This is a genomic window from Paraburkholderia silviterrae, from assembly GCF_004353915.1.
Lineage (GTDB): Bacteria > Pseudomonadota > Gammaproteobacteria > Burkholderiales > Burkholderiaceae > Paraburkholderia > Paraburkholderia silviterrae.
In genome coordinates this window covers 170,093-196,188 of the sequence record NZ_SMRP01000009.1, presented here as the reverse complement: position 1 = coordinate 196,188, position 26,096 = coordinate 170,093, and the positions used below count along the sequence as shown (strand labels likewise).

Annotated in this window: 24 protein-coding genes; 16 read left to right on the top strand and 8 right to left on the bottom strand. The window is 63.2% G+C overall.

What is annotated here, in order from left to right:
- The first annotated feature begins 203 nt into the window (after nt 1-203).
- Both wrbA and EYW47_RS19550 read left to right on the top strand, forming a co-directional pair.
- Complete coding sequence (wrbA, locus tag EYW47_RS19555) at nt 204-806, top strand: NAD(P)H:quinone oxidoreductase (RefSeq protein WP_133196484.1); 603 nt, start codon at nt 204-206, stop codon at nt 804-806.
- A 399-nt stretch (nt 807-1,205) separates the two neighbouring features.
- Complete coding sequence (locus EYW47_RS19550; RefSeq protein ID WP_133196483.1) at nt 1,206-1,607, top strand: hypothetical protein; 402 nt, start codon at nt 1,206-1,208, stop codon at nt 1,605-1,607.
- A 64-nt stretch (nt 1,608-1,671) separates the two neighbouring features.
- Here EYW47_RS19550 and gntR read toward each other — a convergent pair whose 3' ends face one another.
- On the bottom strand, nt 1,672-2,700 hold the full coding sequence (gene gntR, locus EYW47_RS19545; protein ID WP_133196482.1) for an HTH-type transcriptional regulator GntR: 1,029 nt from the start codon (nt 2,698-2,700) through the stop codon (nt 1,672-1,674).
- Nucleotides 2,701-2,839: 139 nt separating this feature from the next.
- On the opposite strand from gntR, the gene EYW47_RS19540 reads away from it, so the two are divergent.
- The 3 genes from EYW47_RS19540 to EYW47_RS19530 all read left to right on the top strand — a co-directional run bounded on the left by EYW47_RS19540 (nt 2,840) and on the right by EYW47_RS19530 (nt 6,173).
- Entirely contained in the window at nt 2,840-3,382 is a 543-nt protein-coding gene (locus EYW47_RS19540; protein ID WP_133196481.1) for a gluconokinase, read from the top strand.
- An 84-nt stretch (nt 3,383-3,466) separates the two neighbouring features.
- On the top strand, nt 3,467-4,810 hold the full coding sequence (locus tag EYW47_RS19535) for an MFS transporter (protein ID WP_133196480.1): 1,344 nt from the start codon (nt 3,467-3,469) through the stop codon (nt 4,808-4,810).
- A 136-nt stretch (nt 4,811-4,946) separates the two neighbouring features.
- Nucleotides 4,947-6,173: a porin gene (locus EYW47_RS19530; protein ID WP_133196479.1), complete on the top strand. Its 1,227-nt coding sequence runs from the start codon at nt 4,947-4,949 to the stop codon at nt 6,171-6,173.
- A 124-nt stretch (nt 6,174-6,297) separates the two neighbouring features.
- On the opposite strand, the gene EYW47_RS42455 is transcribed toward EYW47_RS19530, so the two are convergent.
- Entirely contained in the window at nt 6,298-6,432 is a 135-nt protein-coding gene (locus tag EYW47_RS42455; RefSeq protein ID WP_256377805.1) for a hypothetical protein, read from the bottom strand.
- A gap of 344 nt (nt 6,433-6,776) precedes the next feature.
- Here EYW47_RS42455 and EYW47_RS19525 point away from each other — a divergent pair, with 344 nt between their 5' ends.
- Nucleotides 6,777-7,211, top strand: a complete 435-nt coding sequence (locus EYW47_RS19525; RefSeq protein WP_133196478.1) for a phosphate-starvation-inducible protein PsiE — start codon at nt 6,777-6,779, stop codon at nt 7,209-7,211.
- A 34-nt stretch (nt 7,212-7,245) separates the two neighbouring features.
- Here EYW47_RS19525 and EYW47_RS19520 read toward each other — a convergent pair whose 3' ends face one another.
- Complete coding sequence (locus EYW47_RS19520) at nt 7,246-8,436, bottom strand: M20 aminoacylase family protein (RefSeq protein WP_133196477.1); 1,191 nt, start codon at nt 8,434-8,436, stop codon at nt 7,246-7,248.
- A gap of 457 nt (nt 8,437-8,893) precedes the next feature.
- Nucleotides 8,894-9,202 (bottom strand): DUF4148 domain-containing protein, encoded by a 309-nt coding sequence (locus EYW47_RS19515; protein ID WP_133196476.1) that lies wholly within the window; start codon nt 9,200-9,202, stop codon nt 8,894-8,896.
- 335 nt (nt 9,203-9,537) lie between these two features.
- Between EYW47_RS19515 and EYW47_RS19510 the strand changes: the two genes are divergently transcribed.
- On the top strand, nt 9,538-10,761 hold the full coding sequence (locus EYW47_RS19510; protein WP_240763802.1) for a hypothetical protein: 1,224 nt from the start codon (nt 9,538-9,540) through the stop codon (nt 10,759-10,761).
- A 19-nt stretch (nt 10,762-10,780) separates the two neighbouring features.
- Nucleotides 10,781-13,336 (top strand): ATP-binding response regulator, encoded by a 2,556-nt coding sequence (locus EYW47_RS19505; RefSeq protein ID WP_133196475.1) that lies wholly within the window; start codon nt 10,781-10,783, stop codon nt 13,334-13,336.
- On the opposite strand, the gene EYW47_RS19500 is transcribed toward EYW47_RS19505, so the two are convergent.
- Nucleotides 13,309-14,481 (bottom strand): hybrid sensor histidine kinase/response regulator, encoded by a 1,173-nt coding sequence (locus EYW47_RS19500; protein WP_133196474.1) that lies wholly within the window; start codon nt 14,479-14,481, stop codon nt 13,309-13,311. The genes EYW47_RS19505 and EYW47_RS19500 overlap by 28 nt on opposite strands.
- Before the next feature lie 296 nt (nt 14,482-14,777).
- On the opposite strand from EYW47_RS19500, the gene EYW47_RS19495 reads away from it, so the two are divergent.
- From EYW47_RS19495 to EYW47_RS19480, 4 genes are all read left to right on the top strand, one after another.
- The gene (locus EYW47_RS19495; protein ID WP_165976617.1) at nt 14,778-15,764 is read left to right on the top strand and encodes a response regulator; all 987 of its coding nucleotides are present in this window, start codon (nt 14,778-14,780) and stop codon (nt 15,762-15,764) included.
- Between the two features lie 410 nt (nt 15,765-16,174).
- Nucleotides 16,175-16,636 carry a MarR family winged helix-turn-helix transcriptional regulator gene (locus EYW47_RS19490; protein WP_133196472.1) on the top strand — a complete coding sequence of 154 codons (462 nt, stop codon included), beginning with the start codon at nt 16,175-16,177 and terminating at the stop codon, nt 16,634-16,636.
- 53 nt (nt 16,637-16,689) lie between these two features.
- Nucleotides 16,690-17,256, top strand: a complete 567-nt coding sequence (locus tag EYW47_RS19485) for a cysteine hydrolase family protein (protein ID WP_133196471.1) — start codon at nt 16,690-16,692, stop codon at nt 17,254-17,256.
- Complete coding sequence (locus tag EYW47_RS19480; RefSeq protein ID WP_133196470.1) at nt 17,249-18,679, top strand: DHA2 family efflux MFS transporter permease subunit; 1,431 nt, start codon at nt 17,249-17,251, stop codon at nt 18,677-18,679. Before EYW47_RS19485 ends, EYW47_RS19480 begins: the two co-directional genes overlap by 8 nt.
- A gap of 134 nt (nt 18,680-18,813) precedes the next feature.
- Here EYW47_RS19480 and EYW47_RS19475 read toward each other — a convergent pair whose 3' ends face one another.
- The gene (locus tag EYW47_RS19475; protein ID WP_133196469.1) at nt 18,814-19,830 is read right to left on the bottom strand and encodes a 1-aminocyclopropane-1-carboxylate deaminase; all 1,017 of its coding nucleotides are present in this window, start codon (nt 19,828-19,830) and stop codon (nt 18,814-18,816) included.
- A 196-nt stretch (nt 19,831-20,026) separates the two neighbouring features.
- Between EYW47_RS19475 and EYW47_RS19470 the strand changes: the two genes are divergently transcribed.
- The 3 genes from EYW47_RS19470 (at nt 20,027) to EYW47_RS19460 (ending at nt 22,210) form a co-directional block, all read left to right on the top strand.
- Nucleotides 20,027-20,527, top strand: coding sequence for an Lrp/AsnC family transcriptional regulator (locus EYW47_RS19470; RefSeq protein WP_133196468.1), 501 nt, complete (start codon nt 20,027-20,029; stop codon nt 20,525-20,527).
- Between the two features lie 262 nt (nt 20,528-20,789).
- On the top strand, nt 20,790-21,257 hold the full coding sequence (locus EYW47_RS19465; protein ID WP_133196467.1) for an RbsD/FucU family protein: 468 nt from the start codon (nt 20,790-20,792) through the stop codon (nt 21,255-21,257).
- Nucleotides 21,258-21,553: 296 nt separating this feature from the next.
- Nucleotides 21,554-22,210 (top strand): glutathione S-transferase family protein, encoded by a 657-nt coding sequence (locus EYW47_RS19460; RefSeq protein WP_133196466.1) that lies wholly within the window; start codon nt 21,554-21,556, stop codon nt 22,208-22,210.
- A 146-nt stretch (nt 22,211-22,356) separates the two neighbouring features.
- Here the strand turns inward: EYW47_RS19460 and EYW47_RS19455 are convergent, their stop codons facing one another.
- Nucleotides 22,357-23,028, bottom strand: coding sequence for an OmpA family protein (locus EYW47_RS19455; protein ID WP_205710107.1), 672 nt, complete (start codon nt 23,026-23,028; stop codon nt 22,357-22,359).
- Between the two features lie 161 nt (nt 23,029-23,189).
- Between EYW47_RS19455 and EYW47_RS19450 the strand changes: the two genes are divergently transcribed.
- A complete protein-coding gene (locus EYW47_RS19450; protein WP_133196464.1) occupies nt 23,190-24,695 on the top strand; it encodes a M81 family metallopeptidase in 1,506 nt (501 codons plus the stop codon).
- Nucleotides 24,696-25,464: 769 nt separating this feature from the next.
- On the opposite strand, the gene EYW47_RS19445 is transcribed toward EYW47_RS19450, so the two are convergent.
- Complete coding sequence (locus EYW47_RS19445) at nt 25,465-25,920, bottom strand: DUF1269 domain-containing protein (protein ID WP_133196463.1); 456 nt, start codon at nt 25,918-25,920, stop codon at nt 25,465-25,467.
- Nucleotides 25,921-26,096: the final 176 nt, after the last annotated feature.

Genomic DNA, 26,096 nt, shown 5'->3' with positions numbered 1-26,096 from the left:
TAGAGTGTGACTGAGAGTAAGGCGCGGCTCGGTTGATTCCTTGGTGCGATCGCCTAGACTGATCCGTACTGAGCGCATTCAGTCGACCATTGAACGCAGCGGTCGACTTGATCGCAGGTGTGTTGAAGTGTTGAGCAAAGGCGCGCCGCATCCGCGGCGCCAGGCGATCCCGATCGGGGCAACCGTAAAACTGGAGAAACCAGATGGCCAAAATTCTCGTGCTGTATTACTCGTCGTATGGGCATATCGAAACGATGGCGAAGGCCATTGCCGAGGGTGCGGGCTCGGTGCCGGGCGCGAGCGTGACGCTCAAGCGCGTGCCCGAAACCATTCCCACCGAACAGGCCCAGGCGGCCCATATCAAGCTCGATCAGCCTGCACCCGTTGCGACGGTCGACGAGCTGGCGGACTACGACGCGATCATTTTCGGCACGCCAACCCGCTTCGGCAATATGGCTGCGCAGATGCGCAACTTCCTCGATCAAACCGGCGGCCTGTGGATGAAGGGTGCGCTCGTTGGCAAGATCGGCAGCGTGTTCGCTTCAACGGGCACGCAGCACGGCGGTCAGGAAACAACGATCACGTCGTTTCACTCGACGCTGCTGCATCACGGCATGGTGATCGTCGGTGTGCCGTACGCTTGCCAGGGCTTGACGAAGATGGATCAAATCACCGGTGGAACGCCTTACGGCGCGACGACGCTTGCCGGCGCCGATGGCAGCCGCTCGCCGAGCGAGAACGAACTCGATATCGCGCGCTATCAGGGCAAGCACGTTGCCGAACTGGCCGCGAAGCTCGCTTCGTAAATGCAAGGCAGGCCGCTGAGTGTCTTCAGCGGCCTGCAATTCGAAAGTTGAGGCTACGCGTGCATAGGTCCATTGCACGCTTTTCACCGTGGCGAGCCCGCAACCTTGAGCGTGGGTGAGGGCGTTCGAGCCGTAGCGCCTTGCTTAAGAAAATGTACGGGATCGTTAGCCAGTCGCGCAGCGATATTGCGTTTCTTTTGGAGTCGTTCGAGGCGCTGCGCCGGATCTGAATAGTCAGTCATCCTGAATGTAGATGGATTGCTTCGGCACTCGTGCGCGGCGACGCCTTGGCTTGAAGTGCACAATGCCGGCTCGCATCGGCCGACGGCAGGGCGGGCGCGCAATTTGCGCACAGCTGGCTTTGACGTGAACCATTGCATTGGGAGCCGAGCACAGGCCATGAGATCGGGATTGACGCGAGGCACGGCGGCAGGCGCGGTCCTGCTCGTGTCTTTCATTGCTTTCGCACCGGCGTATGCCGAGCCTGTTGCCACGGGGCCGCTCAACGTCACGGGGTCGCTCGTCGTGCGCGGGCCGTTGACTGTCGAGGGTTCACTGAGAGTGGCCGGTGACATCCACGCCGCCGGGCCGATAACGGCAGCGCGAGTTGAACGGATTGTTCCCGACGACCCCGCCATGGACAGGCGTTCGGGAGAAAACACGTTTTATGGCCCGCTGACTGTGCACGGCCCGCTGGTCGTCCACGGCGATCTGGAGGTGCGCGGCCCGATCAACGTCGGCGGCCCGGTGGGCGCCGTCGGGCGCGTAGATGCCGAGGGCCTGGTTACCGAGCGCCGTTGAATGCGCGCCGGGTGAGTCGTCACGCTTGCTTATTCACTTAGGGCCTGTTCGCGCTAATAACAGGCTAAGCACTTTCCCGCACCACCAACTCGAACCCCAGATCGACCGCCGGCCTGGCAATCGGCTCGCGGTCGATCATGGAGAGCAGCAAATTGGCCGCGACGCGTCCCATTTCCGCTCTCGGGGTTCGAACCGTGGTCAGGCGCGGCACGCAATCGGCGGCGCCGGCCAGATCGTTGAAGCCGACAATGGCCACCCGGGCCGGAATGTCGATGCCCTGGCGGCGGGCCTCGAACAGGGCGCCCTGCGCAAGGTCGTCGTTGCCGAAGAAAATGCCGTCCACGTCGGGCCGGCGTTGCAGCAATTGCCGGAACAGCTCGCATCCGAGACCGATCGACGACGGCGACGGCGTGAGCACTTCCAGATCGGGGTCGTAGAGGCCCTTGCGCTGGAGCGTCTCGCGAAAGCCCTCGCCACGTTGCATCGTCCGCGAATCGAGCTGGGCGCCCACGAAAGCATTGCGGCGGCAACCACGGCCCACCAGATGCTCGGCGACGGCAGCGCCCGCGCGTACCTGCGAGAAGCCGACGCAGTGCACGCCCTCGGCTTCGTCGAGCTCCATGATGTGCACGCAGGGCACGCCGCTCGCATCGATCATGCGCCGGGCGCTTTCCGTGCGGTCGAAGCCGCTGACGATCAGGCCGCTGGGCGGCGACGCCAGGTAATGGCGGATCAGGTCTTCTTCAGCGTGGCGCGAATAGTGCGAGTTGCCGATCAACACTTCATAGCCGCGCGGGCGCAGCACGGTGTGAATCGATTCCAGCACGTCCACGAACACCGCGTTCGAGATCGAAGGGATCACCACGGCCACGGCGTCGCTGCGCGACGACGCGAGCGCGCGGGCCGCGGGGTTCGTGACGTAGTTGAGCTCCGCGGCGGCGGCCTTGACGCGCTCCACCAGGTCGGGCCCCACCGAGCCCACGCCGCGCAAGGCGCGCGACGCCGTAATCGTGCTCACGCCAGCGCGCCGGGCGACCTCCTCGAGGGTGGGCCGGCCGGTGCTGCGGGTTTTCCTGAGTGTTGAAGTTGCCATGATCGATTTAGGATAGCGCTGTCTTGCACCCGGCGCAATGGTACTGCCCCTAATAAGGCGGTCAATCTAAATCACGCGTCATGGTGCACTTTTTTTGCAAGTTTGAGATAGCGCTATCTCAGTGTTCAGGGAGACTCGAATGACCCGGCAAATTTCATCGCTCGTCGTCATGGGCGTAGCGGGTTGCGGCAAGAGCAGCGTGGCGCGGGCGGTTGCCGAGCACGTCGGCGGCGTGCTGATCGAAGGCGACGCGTTCCATCCGAAGGCGAATGTCGAGAAGATGGCGCGCGGCATCCCGCTCACCGACGAGGACCGCGCCGGCTGGCTCGACCGGCTCTGTGCGGAGCTCGAGCGCGCCGCCAGCCGGGGCGAGCGCGCGGTGCTGGCCTGCTCGGCGCTCAAGGAGCGCTATCGGGACCGGCTGCGCGCGGCAACGGCGGCGCTCGGCTTTGTTTTTCTCGATCTGCCGCAGGCGGAGGCGCTGCGGCGCGTTGCGCAGCGCGACGACCATTTCATGCCGGCCTCGCTGGTCGAAAGCCAGTTTGCCACGCTGGAGCCGCCGGTTGCCGAGCCGCTGACCCTGACCGTCGACGGCACGCGCTCGCTGGCCAGCATCGTCACGGATGCGGTTGCGTGGTGCGCGAGCGCGCAAATGCAGCCGGGCCTTATGCAGGCCGCTTGAGATAGCGCTGTCTTTAGTCTGGCCCTCAGGCTGACGAGACAGAAAATTAGAACCAGAACGATAGAGACAAGCAAGGAGACAACGATGGCAACCGCATCAGGAAAACGCATCCCCAACCGGCGTTGGGCCATAGGGTTGTTGCTGGGCATAGGCGTGCTCATCAACTACTTCGACCGGATCAACCTCTCGGTGGCGGCGCCGCAGATGAAGGAGGCGTTCAACCTCTCGCCAGCCGAGATGGGCCTGCTGTTCAGCGCATTCTTCTGGCCGTACGCCTTGCTCCAGGTGCCGGCCGGGATTCTGCTCGACCGCTATGGCGTGACGCGCATTGGCCGGCTGGGGGCATTCCTGTGGGGCCTCGCCTCCGCCATCACCGTTTTCGCGAGCGGGTTTGGCGGCGTGTTCGCCGCGCGCGCGGTGCTCGGGATCGCGGAAGCGCCGGGCTTTCCGGTCAGCTCGAAGGCCACCGGCTACTGGTTTCCGCGCAAGGAGCGGGCGCTTGCGACGGCCATCTTCGACGCCGCGGCCAAGTTCTCCAATGTGATCGGCGTGCCGCTGGTCGCCGTGGTCGTCGTGAACGCCGGCTGGCGCTGGGGCTTTGGCGTCACTGCGCTGCTGAGCTTTGCGTATTTCATCGCATTCCTTACTATCTATCGCGATCCGAGCAAGGACAGCAAGCTTTCGGCGGCGGAACTCGACTATATCCAGCAGGGCGGCGCGACGCCCGAGGGCACCGCGGGCGGCAGCGTGTTCGGCATGCTGGGCTACCTGCTGACGACGACCAAGGTCTGGGGCCTGACGATCGGGTTCGCCGCCTACGGCTACTCGTTCTATCTGTTCCTGACCTGGCTGCCGGGTTACCTGGTCCAGACCATGCACATGAGCATTCTCAAGTCGGCCGGCTTTGCGGCGATTCCGTGGGCCGTGGCCACGGCGACCGATCTGCTGGTCGGCGGCTGGCTGATCGACCACCTGATCGCCCGGGGCAAGGACGAGACGCGCGTGCGCCGCGCGGTGCTGGTGACGGGGATGTTGTTCGGCCTCGCGGTATTCGGCGCGACGCAGACCACCAATCCCGGCTGGGCGATCTTCTGGATTTCGATCGCGCTGGGCGGCCTCGCCGCCGCGGCGCCGGTGGGCTGGTCGCTGCCTTCGCTGATTGCGCCCAAGGGCGGCGTGGGCACCATCGGCGGCATCATGAACTTCGCCAACAATCTGATGGGCGTGGCCGCGCCGATCGTGACGGGCTTCATCGTCGGCGCGACGAACTCCTTCACCAACGCATTCCTCGTGGCGGGCGTGATCCTCGCGGTGGGCATCGTGTCGTTCGTGTTCGTGATGGGCCGTATCGAGGCGATTCCGGAACCCGTGGTCACGGGCGAAGCTAACGCGCGCAAAGCTTCAAAAACAACGACGACGGCGGATTGACCGGCTGCGGCCCGGCGGTGTGACAGCGTCCGCCGGGTTGCATGACCCGTCGAACCAGAAATCGAACTAAAAATCGAATTACTAAGAACAACGAATTAACAACAACCTCGAATCGAGGACTTGGAGCAAACTCGCGATGAAAAAGAACCACCAACGACGCCTCATCGGTTTCGCGGCTGTGACCTCGCTGGCTGCGGCGGCGCATGCACCGGCATTCGCGCAGAGCAGCGTGACGCTGTACGGCATCGTCGATAACGGCTTTGGCTATCAGTCGAGCGCGACGTCGCTCGGGTCGACATCGGGCGGCCGCTCGGCCGTGAAGATGATCACGGGCGTCTGGGCGGGCAGCCGATTCGGCTTGAAGGGCGGGGAGGATCTGGGTGGCGGCACGAAGGCGGTCTTCCAGCTGGAAGAGGGCTTCAGCGCCAACACGGGTGCGATGCAGGCCAGCAACACGATGTTCAGCCGCCAGGCGTTCGTTGGCGTGACCAACGACACCTACGGTTCGCTCACGGCGGGCCGCCAGTACGCGGCGTACTACCAGCTGCTCTCGCCGTACAGCCCGACGACCTGGCTCACGGGCTTCTACGGCGCGCACCCGGGCGACGTGGACGGCCTCGACACGATCTATCGTGCGAACAACACGCTGCTGTATGTTTCGCCGAAGCTCTACGGCTTCAAGTTCAGCGGCTCGTATTCGCTGGCCGGCGTGCCGGGCAGCGTGAACCAGGGGTCGACCTGGGCCGCCGCCATCCAGTATGCGCAGGGGCCGGTTGGTTTCGCGGTGGGTTTCTCGCGGATCAACAACTCGACGGTGGGCGGCGGCGCGTTCGGCACGGATTCGACTACCTCGAACGCGGGCGCTCAGGCCGGTTTGTCAGCGGTGACGAACGGCTACCAGACCGCCCAGGCGCAGCAGCGCTTTGCGGTGGGGGCGGGCTATACGTTCAACAGCCAGTTCGACATCACGGCCACGTACTCGAACGTCCAGTACGTCCCGGGCGCGAACTCGGCGTTCCGCGACGAGGCGATCTTCAATACGGGCGGCATCGTGCTGCACTGGAAGCCCACGGTTGCATGGGACTTCGCAACGGGCTACAGCTACACGCGCGCGACGAAGGCCAATGGCATCGCGAGCAGCGCGCAGTACCAGCAAGTCACGCTGTCCGAGTACTACGCACTCTCAAAGCGCACGGGCCTGTATGCCCTTCAGGCTTACCAGCGCGCGAATGGCCAGACGCTCGGCACGAACGGCAAGTCGATCATCGACGCAACGGCGACGATCGGCGACGGCTTCCAGACCTCGCCCGCGTCCTCGCGCAGCATGTTTGCGGCGGGGGTGGGGATCGTGCACCGGTTCTGATGCCATCCGGCACAACGGACTGTGCCCGCAGACGGGCATAGTCCGCACCGATCCGCCAGCGGCGCTGCCCATGCGGGCGCGGCGTGTTTCGCTGCGGATCGGGAGTGTGCGCTGCGTGAGCGGATTAGTAGCGGCGTTGCGCTTCTGCGAGCAGCTCGCAGTATTCCAGGTGGCGATTGAGTGCCTTGACGCTGAGGCGGCCAACTGCCTCGAAAGCGTGCGTTACGGTAGACGAAATTGCGGCGATGAGCGCGGCCATGCTGTCCTCGATTCCAGGGTGGTTACCTAAGGGTAAACCCTATTATAGCGGCGCCCCGCCAGAATGCAAGGAAAGAGGGCGCGAGGCGCGCCCAGAGCGGCGATTCGCGGATCGGGCCCAAGTTGGCTGTTGCGCTATTACAACATTCCGTCGACTGGAGGCCGGCGTGCCACGCAGTCGAGCTGCTTCCCGGCAGCCGAGCGGGTGCGTCGAAACCTGTCGACCGGCACATATAAAGTATCGGCGCACCGCACGCGGACTTTTCCGGCCCGATTATCTTCAATTCATAGTCTCGCGTTACGATTCCTCGTTCCGACGGGTTATTCAATGGATTGAAGGAACATATGAAATACGAGAGCGCCTTGCAAAAGGCGATCAAAGGGCGCCTCGAGCGCGCGATGGAGCTTGCGGAGCTGCTCGGCCTCGGGATCATCGGCATCGGCACCGTCGCGGCGATGGTGCATCTGATCTGGCGGATGGTGAATTCCGATGGCGTTACGCTGACCGATCTGCTGCTGATGTTCCTGTATCTGGAAGTCTTCGCGATGGTCGGGCAGTACCTGAAGGCCGGGCAATTGCCGGTGCGCTTTCCGCTTTACATCGCGATGGTGTCGATCGCGCGAGATCTGATTCTTCGCTCGGGCTCGAATACGGAGCTGCACCTGCTGGCATCAGCCGGCGCGATCGTGCTGATCGCGCTGGGTGTGTTGCTGATTCGCTATGGGCAGGCCCGCTATCCGAGCATTACGGCCGAGGCGAAAAGCGAAGAGGCCGGTTAGGGCGACTGCGGGCCTCAATCACCGAAACCGATGTTCATGCACGCGTCTCGCTCAAGAAGCGCTCGACGAGGCGCGTCCAGAACGCGGCGCCAATGGTGAGGTTCTCGTCGTTGAAGTCATAGCGGGCGTTGTGCAGCATTGGCCGGCCTTCGCCGTTGCCGAGGCGCACGAAGCAGCCGGGGCGCTGCTGCAGGTAATACGCGAAGTCCTCGCTGCCCGCGATTGGCGGGAACGGCGCAACGACGCGCTCCGGCCCGACCAGCTCTTCGGCCACCCGGCGCGCAAACTCGGTCTCGGCTTCGCTGTTCACGAGCACCGGATAGCCGCGGATGTAGTCGATTTCCGCGCTCGCGCCATAGGCCTGCGCCTGCGATTCCACCAGAGTGCGGATGCGCGTTTCCATCAGCTCGCGCACCGCCGGCGAGAACGAGCGCACGCTCATTTCCAGCACGGCGTCCTCCGGGATCACGTTGGGCGCGAAGCCGGAGCGGAACGAGCCGACGGTCACCACTGCGGCCTCGTTCGGATCGATGTTGCGCGACACCACCGATTGCAGCGCCATCACGATGCTGCTGCCCACCAGCACCGGATCGATCGCCAGATGCGGACGCGCGGCGTGACCGCCACGGCCTTCGATGCGCACCTTGACGGTGTCGCAGGCGGCCATCAACGCGCCGCTGCGAAAGCCGAACGTGCCGGCCGCCATGCCCGGGTGGTTGTGCAACCCGAAGATCGCCTCGCACGGGAAGCGCTCGAACAGGCCATCGGCAATCATGCGCACGGCGCCGCTGTCCGAGCCGGCTTCCTCCGCGGGCTGGAAAATCAGGTGCACGGTGCCGTCGAAGTTGCGCGTCTTCGCGAGCTGTTGCGCCGCGCCGAGCAGGACGGTCGTGTGGCCGTCGTGGCCGCAAGCGTGCATCTTGCCGTCGTGAATGCTCGCGTAGTCGAGGCCGGTCTGCTCCTGGATCGGCAGCGCGTCCATGTCGGCCCGCACGCCCACCGTGCGCGCGCTCGTGCCCACCTTCAGCGAGCCGACGACTCCATGGCCGCCGACATTGCGCGTCACGTCATAGCCCCACGCCTCGAGCTTGCGCGCCACGAAATCCGCCGTATTGGCCTCCTCGTAGGACAGCTCCGGATGCTGGTGGATGTGATGACGGATCTCGCCGAGTTGCTCGCGGGCATGGGCCAGGTCGGCAACTTCGCAATAACGGCTTTCGCTCATGGGGTGGGGGCTCCTGATATTGGCCTGGACGCGGGGGCGTCGAATCGGGTGGGATGGTGCGCCGGATTGGGGGCGGCGACGTGCGCGGCCGGCCACGCATAAAAGCGGTCCGAGGCATCCGCGATGGGGAATATAAGGAATTCGCGCGATAACGGCTAGCCACGATTGGGATGCCGCGCGTGCCGCCGCTCTCGTCAGGGGCGAGTTGCCGGCTATGCATCGTGGATTTTTTGGCCGGCGAGGCGTACATCGGACCGAATGCCCGACCTGGGCCTGCGAGTGCGAAAAAGACCCAGACCGGTGAGGTCCGGGTGAAACCATCGGGGCGGGGCCCCCATGGTGGAGGTACTCATGCAAAAACTGGCTCGTTCCGGGCTTGACCGCGGGAGCGAGCCAGTCTTTCAAACGAGGGGCGCACGAGTGCGGCGCCCCTTGGGCAATGGGCTAATTCCGTTGCTTACTGGCCGAAGTAGATCGGCTTCATGCCGTCGTACGCGGGGCGCGCAACCGGGGCGCCCGAGGCCGCCGAGCCGTTGGCGACGCCGCCAAACGCGCTGTTCTGTGCGTTGACCTTGGCTTGTGCTGCAAGGATGTCGTCGGGGTAGTGCGGATCGTTACCGCGGCTCGGGCTATAGCCGGCCTTTTCGAGCTGCACCAGTTCGGCGCGAACCTGCGCGCGGGTCAGCGGCCCATTCGACTGGGCGAACGATGCAACCGGGACAACGATGGCAACAGCAACTGCGACGGCCTGGATAAGGGACTTCACGATTACAACCTCCATTGTGTTTTGGCTTTCGATGCGGCGGATTCGCCGCAACCGATGACCCAAGTCTAGGAGTTTCGAGCCCAAGGGTTAACCATGATCTCGGGAAGATACCCTTCCAGATGTCGGAAAGATCCGCCAAGCGTGCGTGCCGGGATGGCGCGCCGAGAAGGAGTCCTTCGCACTACGCCGAAAGCGTGCCCACCGCAACTTGATTAGCAACGGCCCCATGACCATAGGCGGGGATATTTCTCTAGAGTTGAAGGGTCGCCCGTCAATCCCGACTGACGACATTGCGCCGGCTATCCGGCAAGACTTCACGCGAAGGGAAATAAATAATGACGCCAATTCATAACGATATTGCGGCCGGGTTCGATGAGCGGATCTATTCCAGCCTGAATCTGAACAGTGCGCCGTTGGAGCTTAAACGCATCATCCACCCAGAGGAAATACGCGAGAACCTGCCAGCGGGGCGAGGCGGCATTGGCTTTCTTTTTCACGCGACCGATTGGGACACGCTGGCGTTCTCGTTTCATAACGTCAAGCATCGAAGCGCGTCATTCGAAGAAGAGCTTTGGAGGACCCGCCCCTTTATTGCATCGGCGATCTATCAGGGTTCGCAGGTGATCGGGGCGAACATCGCCTGTCCGGTTCCTCTTGAGCTGTGGCTGGGCAGCGCGCGTGGCATCAAGCGCTTCAGGGAGGCGCAGTTCTTCCCGGCTCTCGAACTGGCCAGGCAGGCGGGACTGACCATGGTGGCCATGGGCGCATCGACACCCTACGCCTGCAACTATGGGGCGCTGCCGCGTCCGACCAGGCCGCCGCATATCACCACGGGTCACGCGGCAACCGCGGCGATGCTCAAGGACTGGGCCATGCACTGCTGCAACGAGGTGGGCCTGGAGTTTGGCAATACTAAGCTCGCGCTGTTTGGCGCCGCCGGCCGGCTGGGCACGACGGTGGCCAAATACGTGCTCTACAAGGATGCGCCCAGAGAGCTCGTGCTGATCGACTTGCCGGACAAGTTGAACCTGCTCAGGGAGCAGGCGAGCGAACTGCTGGCGGCCGATCTGTTGGGGCGGGTCAAGGTGTCGGTCCACACGTTCAGCCCGGACACGCCCTTGCCGCAGTTCGACGGCGCCATCCTCGCCAGCAGTACCAGCGTTCCGTACCTTACGGCAGCCGATCTCAAGCGCGCGCAGTTCTGGATTGACGACTCCCATCCGCGCGCGGCGAGCGTCGAAGCAGAACTCGCTTCACGCGGCGAGACGCTATATATTGAGTGCTTCGCCCGTGGCCCGGCGGGGCTGAATACGGCGTTCCCGTTCAGACTGCCGAGCACCCGCGACTGCTATACCTGTTTCGCCGAGGGCTATGCGGCCTGGCAGGAAGGCATAGCGTCCGATTTCATTGTCGGCAGTCCGCCAGTGTGGTCGGTTTCTTATACTCACAGTCTATTGAGGAAGTACGGATTTTCGGTTGGGCCGTTGCATGGGAAGAACGGTTTGTCCATCGTCCGTGAAGCACAACAGAGCGCCCTGCCTGAACCGGTAGGGTCATAAAAGCGTCATTGGAGGCTTGATGGTGATGCCGCGCGAAAGCATGAGGGACATGCTCGAACGAAGCCGGCTTGCGATTCGTTGGGGGGGCATATTGGGCCTCCTGTGCCACCCCATTTACTACGTTGTCTGGACCTGGGTCCTGCCACAGCCGTACGACAATCTTTTTCTGCGCCTGAGCGCGGCGTGCCTCTGTATTCCGTTGATCTTTCAGGCACGTTGGCCAAAGCAGTACAGCCGTTATCTGCTCATTTACTGGCATTGTTGCCTGATCTACGTCTTGCCGTTCGTCTGTACGTTCCTTGCGATCAGAAATGAATTCTCCACGATGTGGATGATGACCGAAGTCATGATGATCTTCATTCTGGCGCTTTGTATCGACAGCCCGCTCTTGCTGATGGCCTGCATCGGCGCCGGTATCGCTGCGAGCTCCGTGGTCGCGGTCATCACCTCTCCAACGCCGATCATGGTTAGCGCAGCCGATATGTCGAATATCGCGCTGCTCCCCGTGGTCGTGCTGTGCAGCATGGCCTTCAGTCATGCGATCAGCAAAGGCCGCATCTTTGTCGAAAAGAATCGGGCGCTCAAGGCGCTCGCGGGCTCGATCGCCCATGAAATGCGCAATCCGCTGAGCCAGTTGAGGTACGTGCTCGACGGCATGGAGGAGACCCTGCCTGCGTCGACCGAAATCGGCCGATCGCTGGTGTTGACGCACGCGAATGCGACGTCGCTTTATCGTTACCTCGCACAGGGCCAACTTTCGATCGAGCGGGGTTTGCGCATTATTGCCATGACGCTCGACGAAGTGAGCGCGAAACCCATTCGCTCGGACCACCTCGCCTATCTGCGCGCGGCGAGCACCACGCGTAAAGTGCTGGACGAATATGGCTTCGCCGACGACACCGAGCACAGCAAGGTCAGGCTCCTCGTGCTCGAGGATTTTGTCTTCAAGGTCGACGAAACGGTCTATCTGTTTACGCTCTTCAACCTGATCAAAAACGCGCTTCATCATATGGCGGCGCACCCCTCGGCCACGCTCACGCTGGTGGTCGACCGCCATGCCGTTGTCGTGCGCGACACCGGCCCGGGCATCTCCCCCGAGATCCTGCCGCATCTGTTCGAGCCTTTCCGCACAACGGGAAATTCGGCAGGTACCGGACTCGGGCTTGCATACTGCCAGCGCGCGATGCAGGCCTTCGGCGGCACGATCACCTGCCATTCGGAACTTGGCGAGTTCACTCAATTCACGTTGCGCTTTCCCACGATTGCCGACCGCGAGATCGCCGAGCACGAGCGCGAGATTATCGAGCGGGCCACGCCCGTTTTCCACGGGAAATCCATTCTTCTCGTCGATGACGACGTCGACCAGCGCTTGAAAGTTCAGCGCGTGTTGTCGAAGCTGGGCGCGCAGATCAGCGAGGCCGAGAACGGGCAGCGTGCGTTGGCCATGCTGCAGGGCAGGGGCGCCGCGCCCTGCGACCTCGTGTTGATGGACGTGAATATGCCGGAGATGGATGGCTATACGACCACCGAAAGAATTCGCGCAGGCAGCGAACTGCCGAACCGGGATGTCTTGATCGCGGGCTATACCGCGGAGTCCGGCAATGTGGCTCATGTGCTTGCGCGCAGAGCCGGCATGGATGAGGTGATCAGCAAATCCTGCGGCATGATGGAACTGATTGCGTCGCTTCAGGCGCTCTTCGAAAACGGCGACCGGCGGCATCCGGGTAAGGGCTTCGAGGGTTTCCAGGGCAAATCGATCCTCGTGGCGGACGACGACACCTTCAGCAGGCTCGTTGCCAAGGCTTATCTGGAGCGATGCGGTGCGAGCGTCATCGAAGCCGAGCACGGGGATGCCGTGCTGAGCCGTTTGAAGGACGGCACCGCCATTGACGCGGTCGTGATCGACATGAACATGCCGGGGATGGGTGGCGTGGAAGCCACGTCGTTGATTCGTGCACGCACCGACCGGTACGCCAGGATCCCGATCATCGCCTTGACCGGCCAGACCGACATGGACGCGGTTCGGGAATGCATGGCCGCTGGCATGAATGAAGTCGTGACCAAGCCCGTTCAGGTCGGCGCGCTCTACGCGGCGCTTGCCAGGCAGTTCGCACGGCAGCGCGTCTTGCACACCTTGACGAAGACGGAATCGTCGCCGGCCTCGCTCATCCCGCCCCATGCGCCGCCGGTCGCAACGGATGGCGAGTTGCTGGACAAAGAGCAACTCGACGAACTCGCCAGGCTGGACTTGCTCGACGAGACTTTCCTCAATGGCATCACGCAGATTCGATCGCTGCTGACGCAGCTTTCAGGCGCCGCACAGAAACAGGATATCGAAGCGGCCCATGCGGCGCTGCATCGCCTTCTCGGCGTCAGCGGCAATATGGGGGCGCAGGCCTTGCACGCGCTGGTGAGGAACGTCTACCCACGGCTGGTAGCCGGTCAGTGGCCCCTGGAGCCCGACTGGATTGGCCGGATTACGGCATTGGGCGAGCGTTCGGCCGAGGCGTTGCATGCGTATTGCGCTTCGGCCAAAACGACGCGCGGCTACGACAAGGTGCCGCGCGCCGAATGAGCTTCGAGCGGCGCGTGGCTGTCAATGGCATAAGCCCGCTTTCTGGGGCTGCCAAAGTCCATCGTGACCGTCGTGCCCGCGCCCAGGGTGGATTCGATCCGCAGGCTTCCGCCGCATGATTGCATGATGCGGTTGCAAAAGATCATGCCCATGCCGTGCCCGCCGCTTCCTGCATGCGTCGTGACAACGTCGTGCGCGAGGCGCGCCTTGATGTCCGGCGCAATCCCCGGGCCGTTATCGCAGATGCGAATCGCAGGCGCAGGCAGCGTCGCCACTTCTATGCGCAACGATGGCGCGTTCGAACCATTGAGCGCACGCAGGGCGTTGGACAACAGCGAAGACAGCACGAGCGCCACGCAATTGGGCATCGCGCTCACGACAAAGTCACCCTGCACATCGACTGCTATCCAGTCGCGCTGCGAGGCGACGAACGGGTAGGTTTCGATCAGCCCGGCCACGAGGCGCGTTGCTCTGACCTCATGCATGCCCGCAGGCGTCGACGGCCGGTGACCGCCATCTTTCACCGACGACCAGAACGACTCGATCAGGCTCAGGCAATACTGCGCGTTATCGAGCATGGAAGTGGCCGCGTCAGCAAACCTGGCACGGCGCTCGGGCTCGGTTTCATCGGGCCTGTCCTCGCCAATGCCGCGCGCAAACAGCGCAATCGCCGCCAGTGGCGTATTCAACTCATGGGCGAGAAAGCCCAACGTCTCGTCCATGGCCAGCAGCCGCTGATGACGGCTCTCCCGCTCATTGAAGTGCGCGATGGCGAGACTCAGGACCTCGCTGATGGCCTCCATTCTCAGCGGCTTTTCGATGATGCGGAACACGTTGCCGGTGTTGACCATCTGCAACAGCAAGTCCTTGTCCGCGTAAGCCGTGACGAGGATGCGCACGATATGCGGATACTTCTGCGCGATCTCGCGCAGCAGATCGTCGCCGTTGCGGCCCGGCATGCGGAAGTCCGTCATGACAATGGCAGTCTCGGCAGCATGCCGGTCCAGAATCGCCATCGCTTCATCCGCGTGCTGCGCGACGCGAACGTGGTAGAGGCCGCGCGTTGCGCGTACAAAGAGCGCGCGTGACATCTCATCGTCGTCGACGAAGAGAATGACAGGGGAAGGTTGAATCTGGCCGCTCATTGCAACGGCTCAGAAAGTGAAAATCGAATGGGGATGTCTCGCATATTTCTCGAAGGACGACGTCGGCATGGATCGTCTTTCATGGGTTTTTCGTTAGTGTCGGATGCAGCTTGTAAAACTCGATCGGGTATTCGGGATCTGCACCGCACTCCTGCGCATTCTGCCATAGAATGCTCTTGAAGCATTTCAGGGGAATGCCCAGGGACTGCATCAAAAATTAATCGCGTCGATTCAATACGCATCGCGAACCGATGATGCAGTCGCGTTATTTCTGCGGCTCAACGACATTAGCGACCATGAGCGATTTTACCCGGCAGCCCGTATCCTTTCCTGCGTCCGTCGCGTTTCTCGACGACAGCGTCGCCTTCCTGTCGGCATTGCGGAGCATGTTTGCCGATACCCACACGCATCATTTCTTTTCCCACCCCGGGCAGGCACTGGACTTTGTGATGCGCAACGGGTATCCGGCAATGGGCGTGCGGCTGGCGGGGCGCGACTTTGCGGCGGTCGACTGTGGCGCTGGAAATGCCGTTGGCGACGACATCATGGAGGACCGCAACCGTTTCCAGTCGGTCGCCGCAGTCGTGGTCGACTACGAGATGCCGGAAATCGACGGGCTCACCTTCCTGTCGCAATTGAAGGGCATCGATTGCACGAGAATCTTGCTGACCGGCAAGGCGGGGGCTCCCGAGGCAGTCGATGCGTTCAATGCCGGATTGATCGACTATTACCTGAAGAAGTCGGACGCGGAAATGATAGTCAAGCTGCGCGCGTTGTTAGGCGAGGCGCGACGCAAGCACTGCATGAGTCGTGGGTTGGTCAGTGTTCACGATACGGGGGCCGTCTATTCCCGGCCGGAGACCATAGCCGTGCTAGAAAACCTCGCCAGGCGAGAGTCGATTGCAGAGTATTACTGGCGACCCGACGGGAACGCCATCTTGACCTTTGGCGCCGCGGGCGAAGCGGGAATTTTTCTCGCCTGGGATGAGACCGACTGGGCGCTGCAATGCGACGTGATCGCGGATGAGGGCGGTCCGCGCGAACTGCTCGATGAGATGAACGCGCGGCGCACCATGCCGGTCTTCTGGCCGCATCAGGCATACCGGCCTGGGGCGCAGATCGTGCGCTACGCGCTGCCCCATGCGATCGACGGGCTTGCGGGCGCGTTTTACAGCTGGACGCGCGTGGACGGCGTTGATCTGGTATCGCGTCCGTTGACGTTTGCCGAGTGGCGATTGGAGCAACAGCTCCATGGCTCGGATTCGTGCGCCGTGCAGCCGTAGTGGGGTGAGCGTGCAATGCACGCGCACAAATGACGGTAGCCAGCGTGGCAATCTGCGTTTAATTAAACCCGATAACGAGCAGGGCAACGAGCGCGCACAGCGCCGCCCCGAACAGGACCGCCCCGACTATTAGCCACTGATTTGGGGTCATGGGATACCGCCACCAGGCTGGAATTCAGATGGTAGGCATGCGATGTGTCCTCAGGTGGCGTCTCGTGGCCGGGATTGTTGGTTGGCGCACATTCCAGTCCATCCACGGACGACCTCGCGAGGCTCGGAGTCTCGCCAACCGCTGCCGGATGAAGGGGGCGGTTTGACGGGTATTGCCGTGCCGGCCACATTGTCCGCAGGCGCAAGAAACTTAAACAGATAAACTTGCAAGATAAACTGTTTATATCTATGATGTGCACATGAAACGAGCACGTCAACCCGACCCTTCTCCCGACACCATCGCAGCGGACCTGATGCTGGCACTGGGCCAGTTCGTACGCAGGCTGCGCTCCGAAGCCAATCCGCACGAGCTGAACCTGTCGCAGATGGGTGCGCTGGCGAGGCTGGAGCGGCAGGGCCCCGCGACAACGGCCGATCTGGCGCGCATGGAGGCCATGAAGCCTCAGTCGATGAAGGTGATTCTCGCGGGCCTCGAAGAAGACGGATTGGTCGAGCGGCGCCCGCATCCGTCCGACGGGCGCCAGATCCTGTTTGTGCTGACTGCTTCGGGCGCTGAAGAGCGCAGAAGGCGTAGCGTCGCGAAGCGCGAATGGATGATGGCGGCGCTGGCCACCTTCCAGCCCGAGGAGCTGCGCGCACTCGAGGCCGCCATTCCTTTGATCAGCCGATTAGGCAACCTGCCATCTGACGACTCGGCATGAGTCTGATTTAAGCCGTCCATTCGCCATTTTTTTCGATCTCGCAGGGGATACGCATGAGCATCACGACTATTGACCCGAAGACTGCACTGATCGTTGTCGATCTGCAGAAAGGCATTGCCAGTCTCCCCGCTGCGGTGCCGCCGGTCAGTCAGACCGTGGCAAGCGCTGTCATGCTTGTCGAGGCATTCCGCCGCCACGATTTGCCGATCGTGTTCGTCAACGTCGCGGGCGCTGCCCCTGGCCGCAATGAACAAGCACAACGGGCATTGTCGATGCCCGACGACTGGACGGAACTGCTGCCCGAGCTGGACCGGCAAGCGCACGAGCACCTGGTCACGAAGCGGACCTGGGGTGCGTTCACTGGCACCGACCTTGCAGCGCATCTGCGCGCAAGCGGTGTCACACAGGTCGTGCTTTCGGGCATTGCGACCAGCATCGGCGTGGAATCCACCGCGCGTCAGGCGCATGAGCTGGGGTTTAACGTGACGTTTGCGATCGACGCCATGTCCGATCTGAGCGCGCAAGCCCACGAGAACAGTCTGTTGCGGATCTTCCCTGCGCTGGGTGAAACCGGCACGGCACAGGCCATCTGCGAGGCCCTGGATCGGCGCCATGCCTGAAGGTGGCGGCGGCGCGAAGGGCATCGATTCCACGTCCCCTGACTCGCCGGCGAGACGGCTCGATGCCTCGCAATGGAAGATCATCTCCGTAGCGACCGTGGGATCGTTGCTCGCGCAACTCGATGCGACCATCGTGAATGTCTCGCTTTCGAGTCTCGCAGCGGACCTGCATACCAGCCTCGCGACGATTCAATGGGTCACGAGCGGCTATCTGCTGACGCTCACGCTGGTTCTGCCGATAAGCGGCTGGCTGGTGGACCGGATCGGCGCGAAGGCCGTTTATGTGTGGTGTTTTCTGGCATTCACGCTCGCATCCGCCTTGTGTGGCATGGCGTGGTCCGCGTCTTCCCTGATCGCGTTTCGCGTGCTGCAGGGTGCATGCGGAGGACTGCTGGCGCCGATGGCTCAGATGATCGTCGCGCGCGCGGCGGGTAAGCAGATGGCGCGCGTTATCGGCTATATGGCCGTCCCGGTGCTCGCGGCCCCGATACTCGGGCCGCTGGTCGCCGGCGCAATCCTGCAGCATGCCTCCTGGCGCTGGCTGTTTCTGCTGAACTTGCCGATTGGCGTGCTCGCACTCGTGCTGGCATGGCGGTTCCTGCCATACGACCGAACCCAGACGCGGCCGCGCGAGCTCGACTGGATGGGGCTCATGCTGCTGTCTCCTGCACTGGTCCTCTTTCTTTACGGTTGTGCGCGACTTGGCGGGCCTGTCGGCATGGTGGCGTTGCCGGTCAGTGTCACGCTCCTGATGGCCTTTCTGTACGTGCAGCGCCGCAAGGGGGATCGTGCGTTGCTGGATCTGGGGCTTTTCCGGGGCACCGTCTTCGGCGCCGTCGCCTCGACGCAGTTCCTGTCGAACGGCGCGATGTTCGCCGGCCAGGCGCTGGTGCCCATGTTCCTGATCGACGCTTGTGGCCGCTCGCCCGGCGAAATGGGCTGGATGCTCATGCCGATGGGGCTGGGCATGTTGCTCACGTATCTATGGATGGGCAAGCTCACGACGTGGTTCGGTGTACGCAAGCTTGCCCTCGGTGGCGCATTGCTTGCGCTGATGGGGACGTTGCCGTTTGTCTGGCTGGCGCACAACGGCCTCCATGCATATGTGCTCGCTGTAGCGCTATTTCTGCGCGGAATGGGGCTTAGCACCATCGGTGCGCCGTCGCTCTCAGCGGCGTATGCATCGGTCGAGCGGCCGCATCTGCCAATGGCCACGACGACGATGAATATCGTCCAGAGGCTCGGCGGGCCCACCTGGACCACGCTGTGCACCTTGCTGCTTGCCTGGCAGTTGAAGGAGCAGGCGCATGCCGCTCAATGGATGTTCGGGCCGTATGGGTGGGCATTCGTCGCGTTGTGCGCGGTGCATGGACTGACGTGCGTGGCAACCGCCAGGCTGCCGCTGGCTGTCGCGCAGGGCTGAAGGCTGAGCCGGGCAACCGCTTCAACCCGATACCTTTGCACGGGCAAATCAACCGGTTTTGGCACAGCAGCAACGGCCAAACCGGGCCTTGCTGGAACGGTTGTGTGCCCGCAGCGCGCCGCGCCAGCCGCGCCTCAGCCGTCGCGAAAGAGAAAGCTGTACGCGCTGAGCGCCGGCACGCCGCCCAGATGCGCGTACAGCACCTTCGAGCCCGGCTCGAATTCGCCGCGGCGCACCTTGTCGATCATGCCGTGCATCGACTTGCCTTCGTAGACCGGGTCCGTCAGCACGCCTTCTAGCCGCGCGCACAGGCGGATCGCTTCCAGCGTGCCTGCGTTCGGCAAGCCGTACTCGGGGCCGCCGTAGCGCGTGTCGAGAACCACATCGCTCTCGTGGATGGCGCGCCCGAGATCGACCCGCTCAGCGGTATGACGCGCGATGCGCGTGATCTGCGCATGCGTTTTTTCCGGTGTCGCCGAAGCGTCGATACCGATGACGCGATCCGCGCGCCCATCGGCCGCAAAGCCGACGACCATGCCCGCCTGCGTGCTGCCCGTGACCGAGCACACGACGATGTAATCGAACTTGAAGCCGAGCTGCGCTTCCTGCTCGCGCACTTCCTCGGCAAAGCCCACGAAGCCAAGTCCGCCGAGCGGATGCTCGGAGCAGCCGGCCGGGATCGGATACGGCTTGCCGCCTGCCGCGCGCACGCTCTCGAGCGCTTCTTCCCAGCTCGGGCGAATGCCGATATCGAAGCCGTCCGGCACGAGCCGCACGTCGGCGCCCATCATCCGCGACATCTGGATGTTGCCGACGCGATCGTAGACGGCATCCGCGTAATTCACCCAGTTCTCCTGAACAAGCACGCACTTCATGCCTAGATGCGCGGCCACGGCGGCGACCTGGCGGGTCTGGTTCGACTGGATGCCGCCGATCGAGACCAGCGTGTCGCAGCCTTGCGCGAGCGCCTCGGGGATCAGGTATTCGAGCTTGCGAGTCTTGTTGCCGCCGAACGCGAGGCCGCTGTTGCAGTCCTCGCGCTTCGCATAGAGCTCGACCTTGCCGCCGAGGTGCGCGGAAAGGCGCTTGAGGGGCTGAATGGGCGTTGGCCCGAACGTCAACGGATAGCGGGGAAAGCGTTGGAGGTTCATCGACTGTCTCCGGAAAAGGTCGTGCACGCGGGGAGCGGTTGCGGTCGGCGCGCACCTTGAAGCGCACATTCCGCTTGAAAAATGCTAGGCCGATGTGCACGAAATGTGCTTGCGAAAAAAATCTATGAGGCCTACTTTAATGGCATTTAATCGCCATGATGAACATGATTAGTTTGAGAAAGTGGAGCAATACGCAATGAAATTAATCAAGCAGCAGGCCGCCACACCCGATGCGCCGCCGGCATTGGATCGTATCGACCGCGCGATTCTCAAGCATCTGCAAGCGGACGCGTCCATCTCGAACGTGAGCCTCGCGGCCAGGGTGAAGTTGAGCGCGCCCGCATGCCTGCGGCGCGTCGAACGGCTCAAGGAGATGGGGTTGATACGGGGCATCGTCGCGCTGCTGGACCCGAAGGCGCTGGGCGCGGGGATGCTGGTCGTGATCGGCTTCGTGCTGGACCGTTCGACGCCCGAGGCGTTCAGCGCGTTCGAGAAGGCGGCGCGCAAGGTGTCGGGTTGCGTCGAGTGCCACGTCGTGACCGGCGAATTCGACTACTTCATGCTCGTGCGCACGCGTGACAACGAGAGTTTCAACCAGCTTCACGCGGAGCAGTTGCTGTATCTGCCCGGCGTGCGGCAGGTGCGCAGCTTCATGGTGCTCAAGGAGATTCTCTCGACCCATGCGCTGCCGCTGTAATACAGCGGCCTGCTGGCGGCGCACGGCTGAAGCGGGCCGTCTCGCGAATGGCTCGTTCAGGCCACGTTTGCAACTAACTGTCAGCCATTTTCTCCCACCCACCAAGCGCCTGCCGGCGCCAAACACCAGCCGGCATCACAAACGGCCATCAACGATACAATCGTATCCGCTGTCGATTCGGCGCCGGCCGAGCGCAACCCGGTGGGCAAGCTGAAGCGCACTTGCGTCGATTATGGGCGCCGCCAGTACAGAGGAGACAACCGTGCTAAAAAATCTGGACCCGCTGCTGAACGCCGACATTCTGCAGGCTCTGCGCTCAATGGGCCACGGCGATGAGCTCGTGGTCTGCGACGCGAATTTCCCCGCCGACTCCGTTGCGCGCGCAACGATATTGGGCAAGCTCCTGCGCATCGACGGCGCCGATGCGCCGCGCGCTGTGCGCGCCATCCTGTCCGTGCTGCCGCTCGACACCTTCGTGGAGTCGCCGGCGATGTGCATGGAAGTGGTGGGCGAGCCCGACACGATTCCGGCCGTGCAGCGCGAGGCGCAAGCCGAGGTCGATGCCGCTGAGGGACGTGGGGTGCCGTTCGCGCGGATCGAGCGCCACGCCTTCTACGCGCGCGCACGCAAGGCGTACTGCGTGATCGCCACGGGCGAAGCGCGCGGCTATGGCTGCTTCGTGTTCACCAAGGGCGTGCTGCTTGCGCCGGACGCGCCGCGCTCCAGATAACACGTTCTACATAACAAACAGGTGCCGCGGCAGACAGCTCTAACGTACGGCTTCGCCGCCCATCGAAATCATGCAACTGACCGCGCACTGGCTGCCTTCAATCGTGCCTCTGGCGGCTTTCGTATGCGTTACGGCAATCTGCGTACCGCTTGCCCTTGCAAGCTGGCGACGGATAGAGGCGCCCGCGTTGCGCCTCAAACGCGCTAACGCTGCCGCGCGGCAGTCCGGTGCCTGAGGGATTGCGGTAGTCTTGCGCCTGCAACACTTGCAACCGGCCTATTTCCGGAGGTCTCACGATGTCGCTCGCGCTCTACGGTCATCCCTTTTCTTCCTATACGCAGAAGGTGCTCATCGCGTTGTACGAGAACGGCACGCCGTTCGAATTCCGCACTATCGGTCCCGACTCGCCGCATACGGCTGACTGGCTGCAGCGCTGGCCGCTGCGCAAATTCCCGGTGCTGGTGGATGGGGAGCGCAATCTAGCCGAGACGAGCGTGATCATCGAATACCTGCAGTTCGCGCATCCGGGGCCGGTGCGTCTGTTGCCCGCCGACCCGATGGCCGCGCTCGACGTGCGGTTTCTCGACCGCTTCTTCGACCTGCATGTGATGACGCCGGTGCAGCGTGCCGTCGATGGCGCTTTGTCGGGCGACGCGGCGAGGCGCGCGGACGGGCTCGCGTTCGCGCAAGAAAAGCTCGAGCTCGCTTATGCCTGGCTCGAAACGCAGCTCGCAGGCAGGACCTGGGCAGCGGGCGCGGACTTCTCGATGGCGGACTGCGCGGCGGCGCCTTCGCTCTTCTATGCGGACTGGACACACCGCATAGCGGAGACGTTTCCCGTGTTACGCGCCTGGCGTGCACGCCTGCTCGCGAGGCCGTCGTTTGCGCGCGCGGTGGAAGAGGCGCGGCCCTACAGGCCGCTATTTCCATTAGGCGCACCGGACCGGGATTGAGGCCCCGTGCGGCGAATTTGCCCGCACGGGTCAAGAGAGGCAGGAGTGCTGATTGAATTGCGTGGTGCGCTTCGTCTGAAGAACTTTGCGTGGCGCAAAGGCGAAGCGCGCACGGGATGACGCTTTCTGAGTCACGTCACGTCACGTCACGTCGCGGGACCGGACGACGGCGGGAGGGCATAGCGGTCGCCGGTGCGCGCATGCGTGACGATCTCGACACGGCGGTCCGGTTGCAGGCAGGCCACGAGGCTCTCGCGCGACTGATTGTCGGTGCACTGCGTGATCGGGTCTTGCTCGCCGAGTCCACGCGCGTCGATGCGTTCGGCGGGAAGACCTTGTTCGACGAGTAGCGCCTTCACGGCATCGGCGCGCCGCTGCGACAATTCCAGGTTGTACGAGGGCGAGCCCAGCCGGTCCGTATAGCCGCGCACTTCAATGCGGCCGAAGTGCGCCGCAGACAGTTTCGTGGCGATCTCGCGAATATCGGCGCGGCCGCCCGGGAGCACGTCGGACGCCGCGCCGCGATCGAACGGGAACAGGGTGTCCGCAGAGAGGCGCATCACCTGAACGACGGGCGCGGGCGGCGGGGGCGGCACTGCAGCCTCGCGCGCCACGGCGCTCCAGTGTCCGCGCACCCATACGTAGTGGCCCTGATCCCAGCCCCAATAGCCGGGTTCCCAGACATAGCCGACGCGCGGCGGCGGTGCGGCTTCATAAATGGGTGCGGGTGGCGCGAGCACGACCATTTGGGCAGAGGCGGGCGCGATGCCGGCAAACCACGCCGTGGCGAGGAGGGCGCCGGCCAGGGGAGGCAGCAATGCGGCGTTTGCCGCCGACCACGCGGTCAAGGACCGCTATCTGGGCGTCGGCGTCGTCTGAGCGCCGTGCTCAAATCACGACACATGCAAGGAAACTCATCGATGCAAGTTCAGGAATCGATACTCGGCGCTGCGGCGCGTGCTCCCGCGAAGGACGTGGCATGAAGATCCTCATCGCGCGCATGAATCACGAGACCAATACGTTCTCGCCGGTTGCTACGCCGCTGGCCGCGTTCGGCGCCAACGGCCCCGCATGGGGCGAGGACGCGTATCGCGAGAGCAAGGGCATGCGCACGGCCATGTCGGCGTTCATCGACGCGGCCGAGCGCGAGGGCGCGCAAATCGTGACGCCCGTGTCCGCTGCGGCGAATCCGAGCGGCCCGGTGGCCGCCGCCGCGTACGATGCGATCTGCGACGCGATCCTCGCCGCCGCGCCGGGCTGCGATGCCGTCATGCTCGACCTGCACGGCGCAATGGTCGCAGAGCAAACGCCGGACGGCGAAGGCGATTTGCTCGAACGCGTGCGCGCCGCGCTGCCCGATGCGCCGATTGCGGTTGCGCTCGATCTGCACGGCAACGTCACGCAGAAGATGATCGACAACGCGGACGTGATCGTGAGCTTCAAGACTTACCCGCACGTGGACATGTACGAGGCCGGCGAGCACGCCGCGCGCCTCCTGCTCGCGCGCATTGCGGGGCGGGCACGCCCGGTGCTCGCGTGGCGGCGGCCGCCGCTGCTCACGTCCACGCTGCGCAGCTCGGATGCCGATGGGCCGATGCGCCGCGCCGTCGAGGCCGCGCGCGAGGCCGAGGCGCAGGGCATGCTGGCTGTTTCGGTGCTTGCGGGGTTCTCGCTCGCGGATATACCCGCACCGTGCATCAGCGTGGTGGTCGTGGGGGACGGCGATGCCGCCGCGGCCGAAGCGACGGCCGAGCGCATCGCGCGGCAGATCTGGGAAGAGCGCGGCGAGTTCGTTTATCGCAGCCCGCCGCTCGAGGAATCGGTTGCGCGTGCGGCGCAGGTTGCGAAGGACATCCAGGCAATGCAGGGTGCGCGCAAGCCCGTGCTGTTGCTCGATCACGGCGACAACTGCATGTCGGGCGGCACTTGCGACACGATGGATTTGCTCGAGGCGGCGCTCGCGCAGGGGCTCACGGGCATGGTGAGTGGCCCGCTGTGCGATCCCGAGGCGGTGGCCGCGTTGATCGAAGCGGGCGTGGGCGCGCGGGTGACGCTTGGTGTGGGTAACAAGCTTGCGCGTGAGGGGGGTGCGCCGCGCGCGCCGTTCATGGCCACGGGTGTCGTGCGCGCTATTACCGATGGTGAATACGTGATCACCGGCCCGACCTATACTGGGCAGCGCGCTCATATGGGGCGCGCGGCGGTGCTCGATATCGGTGCGGCTACGCTTGTTGTGACCGAGCGCACGCATGAACCGTGGGATCTGGGGGTGTTCGAGAGTGTGGGTGTTGATCCGCGGCGTGCGCGCTTCCTGTTGCTGAAGTCGCGGATGTATTGCAGGCCGGTGTTTGTACCGATTGCCGCGGCGCTTGTTGAATGTGATAGCCGGGGTGTCACGGGGTCGGACTATGGGTTGTTTAGATATGTGCGGCTTGCGCGGCCTGTTTATCCGCTGGATGAGGATGCTGTTTGGGGGGAGTGTTGAGTGAATTGGGTGGGGGTTTTTTTTGTGGTGTTGGCCTTTCCTTGATTTCATGTAGGTCTATTAGTGTTACCCCTGTGCGGGGCGGCACCTACTTTTCTTTGCAGCGGCAAAGAAAAGTAGGCAAAAGAAAGCCGCTCAAACCGCCAGTGTGACGCAGTGGACCACTAACCTTTAATCGGAGTGGCTCCGGGGCGTCTGTCGCCACGCGCCGTCCGCCAGAGTGACAAAGGGCTCATCCATCCGGCGGCGCTGCGCGCGCCGTGGGGCATAGCCAAAACCAATGGGACGCACGCGTTTTCGTAGGACTCCGGCGTATTCACCCGACAGCACTCCCGCCATTCGCCGGGCAGCACGTCCGGTTTTCCTTGCAGACCCTTCCGCCCGCGCGTAGCGCGCAGCGGGAAGAATGAATCCTTTGTCACTAACGCGGAGTGTGCGAGGTGACGGATGCCCCGGAGCCGCTCCGATTAGAGGGCAGTGGGGGACGGCGTCACACTGGCGGATTGAGCCGCTTTCTTTTGCCTACTTTTCTTTGCGGCTGCAAAGAAAAGTAGGTGCCGCCCCGCACAGGGGCAACACTAATATACCTACATGAAAACAAGGAAACGCGCAAACCCTAATTGACCACAAAAAAACAGGAGCCATTCGTGCTCGATACGGGCAAGCTCAAGAAAAAAGGCGCGCAAGTCAATTTACCCCCTCAATGCAATCTGAATGAGGCGCGGCTTGACCCGCAATTGACGCCACGGTTGATCCCGGCGTTGTCCCCTCACTCGGGAAACGCCTTTCTATGCACGCTACCCCCATAGCCATTGACGACATTGTCGACAGCGAAAGGAGAGGCCTCGTCGGCCTCGAGAATGACAGCAGCGGTGCCCGGCGTGAGTTTCGCCGAGACGGCCTTAACGAACTCGCTATCGAGCAGCGTATGCAGCGCGTGGCCGGCGAGTCCCGCGCTCGCGCCCGCCGTAAAGCCCAAAATAGATCCAACAGGCCCTCCGAGCATGCCGATCAAGGTGCCCGAGAGCGCGCCTATCACCGTGCCCCAGTATGAGCGCGTTTGCCGGTCGAAAATTGTCAGCGCTCCTGAATCATCCTTCCCCACGACGGCACCACTGTGGATCGTAAAGCCCTCGTCCTTCTCGGCAAAGTCCTTGAAATCTTGACATGCCTTCTCGGCTGTACCTAATGTATTGAAGACGGCGACAATCAGATTGTTTGCCATGATGGACCCATCCGTGAGCTTCACCTCATTCACGGTAATACTAGTCAATCGAACCCGTCGCCGTGACGCAATTTTTTCCGATTCAAAGTATCGGGTCGAAGGCGAACATTTCCCCATCTTAGGTGCTAGCATGCGATAAACGGGGTTCGTTCTCCCGTGAGTCAATCGTAAGATTT

What these genes read in the sequence shown, in the direction of transcription:
- gntR (WP_133196482.1), bottom strand. Translation starts at nt 2,700, where the DNA reads ATGGCAACTTCAACACTCAGGAAAACCCGCAGCACCGGCCGGCCCACC.
- EYW47_RS19445 (WP_133196463.1), bottom strand. Translation starts at nt 25,920, where the DNA reads ATGGCAAACAATCTGATTGTCGCCGTCTTCAATACATTAGGTACAGCC.
- EYW47_RS19460 (WP_133196466.1), top strand. Translation starts at nt 21,554, where the DNA reads ATGTCGCTCGCGCTCTACGGTCATCCCTTTTCTTCCTATACGCAGAAG.
- EYW47_RS19475 (WP_133196469.1), bottom strand. Translation starts at nt 19,830, where the DNA reads ATGAACCTCCAACGCTTTCCCCGCTATCCGTTGACGTTCGGGCCAACG.
- wrbA (WP_133196484.1), top strand. Translation starts at nt 204, where the DNA reads ATGGCCAAAATTCTCGTGCTGTATTACTCGTCGTATGGGCATATCGAA.
- EYW47_RS19490 (WP_133196472.1), top strand. Translation starts at nt 16,175, where the DNA reads ATGAAACGAGCACGTCAACCCGACCCTTCTCCCGACACCATCGCAGCG.
- EYW47_RS19540 (WP_133196481.1), top strand. Translation starts at nt 2,840, where the DNA reads ATGACCCGGCAAATTTCATCGCTCGTCGTCATGGGCGTAGCGGGTTGC.
- EYW47_RS19550 (WP_133196483.1), top strand. Translation starts at nt 1,206, where the DNA reads ATGAGATCGGGATTGACGCGAGGCACGGCGGCAGGCGCGGTCCTGCTC.
- EYW47_RS19520 (WP_133196477.1), bottom strand. Translation starts at nt 8,436, where the DNA reads ATGAGCGAAAGCCGTTATTGCGAAGTTGCCGACCTGGCCCATGCCCGC.
- EYW47_RS19450 (WP_133196464.1), top strand. Translation starts at nt 23,190, where the DNA reads ATGAAGATCCTCATCGCGCGCATGAATCACGAGACCAATACGTTCTCG.
- EYW47_RS19500 (WP_133196474.1), bottom strand. Translation starts at nt 14,481, where the DNA reads ATGAGCGGCCAGATTCAACCTTCCCCTGTCATTCTCTTCGTCGACGAC.
- EYW47_RS19530 (WP_133196479.1), top strand. Translation starts at nt 4,947, where the DNA reads ATGAAAAAGAACCACCAACGACGCCTCATCGGTTTCGCGGCTGTGACC.
- EYW47_RS19535 (WP_133196480.1), top strand. Translation starts at nt 3,467, where the DNA reads ATGGCAACCGCATCAGGAAAACGCATCCCCAACCGGCGTTGGGCCATA.
- EYW47_RS19505 (WP_133196475.1), top strand. Translation starts at nt 10,781, where the DNA reads ATGGTGATGCCGCGCGAAAGCATGAGGGACATGCTCGAACGAAGCCGG.
- EYW47_RS19510 (WP_240763802.1), top strand. Translation starts at nt 9,538, where the DNA reads ATGACGCCAATTCATAACGATATTGCGGCCGGGTTCGATGAGCGGATC.
- EYW47_RS19525 (WP_133196478.1), top strand. Translation starts at nt 6,777, where the DNA reads ATGAAATACGAGAGCGCCTTGCAAAAGGCGATCAAAGGGCGCCTCGAG.
- EYW47_RS19495 (WP_165976617.1), top strand. Translation starts at nt 14,778, where the DNA reads ATGAGCGATTTTACCCGGCAGCCCGTATCCTTTCCTGCGTCCGTCGCG.
- EYW47_RS19485 (WP_133196471.1), top strand. Translation starts at nt 16,690, where the DNA reads ATGAGCATCACGACTATTGACCCGAAGACTGCACTGATCGTTGTCGAT.
- EYW47_RS19470 (WP_133196468.1), top strand. Translation starts at nt 20,027, where the DNA reads ATGAAATTAATCAAGCAGCAGGCCGCCACACCCGATGCGCCGCCGGCA.
- EYW47_RS19480 (WP_133196470.1), top strand. Translation starts at nt 17,249, where the DNA reads ATGCCTGAAGGTGGCGGCGGCGCGAAGGGCATCGATTCCACGTCCCCT.
- EYW47_RS42455 (WP_256377805.1), bottom strand. Translation starts at nt 6,432, where the DNA reads ATGGCCGCGCTCATCGCCGCAATTTCGTCTACCGTAACGCACGCTTTC.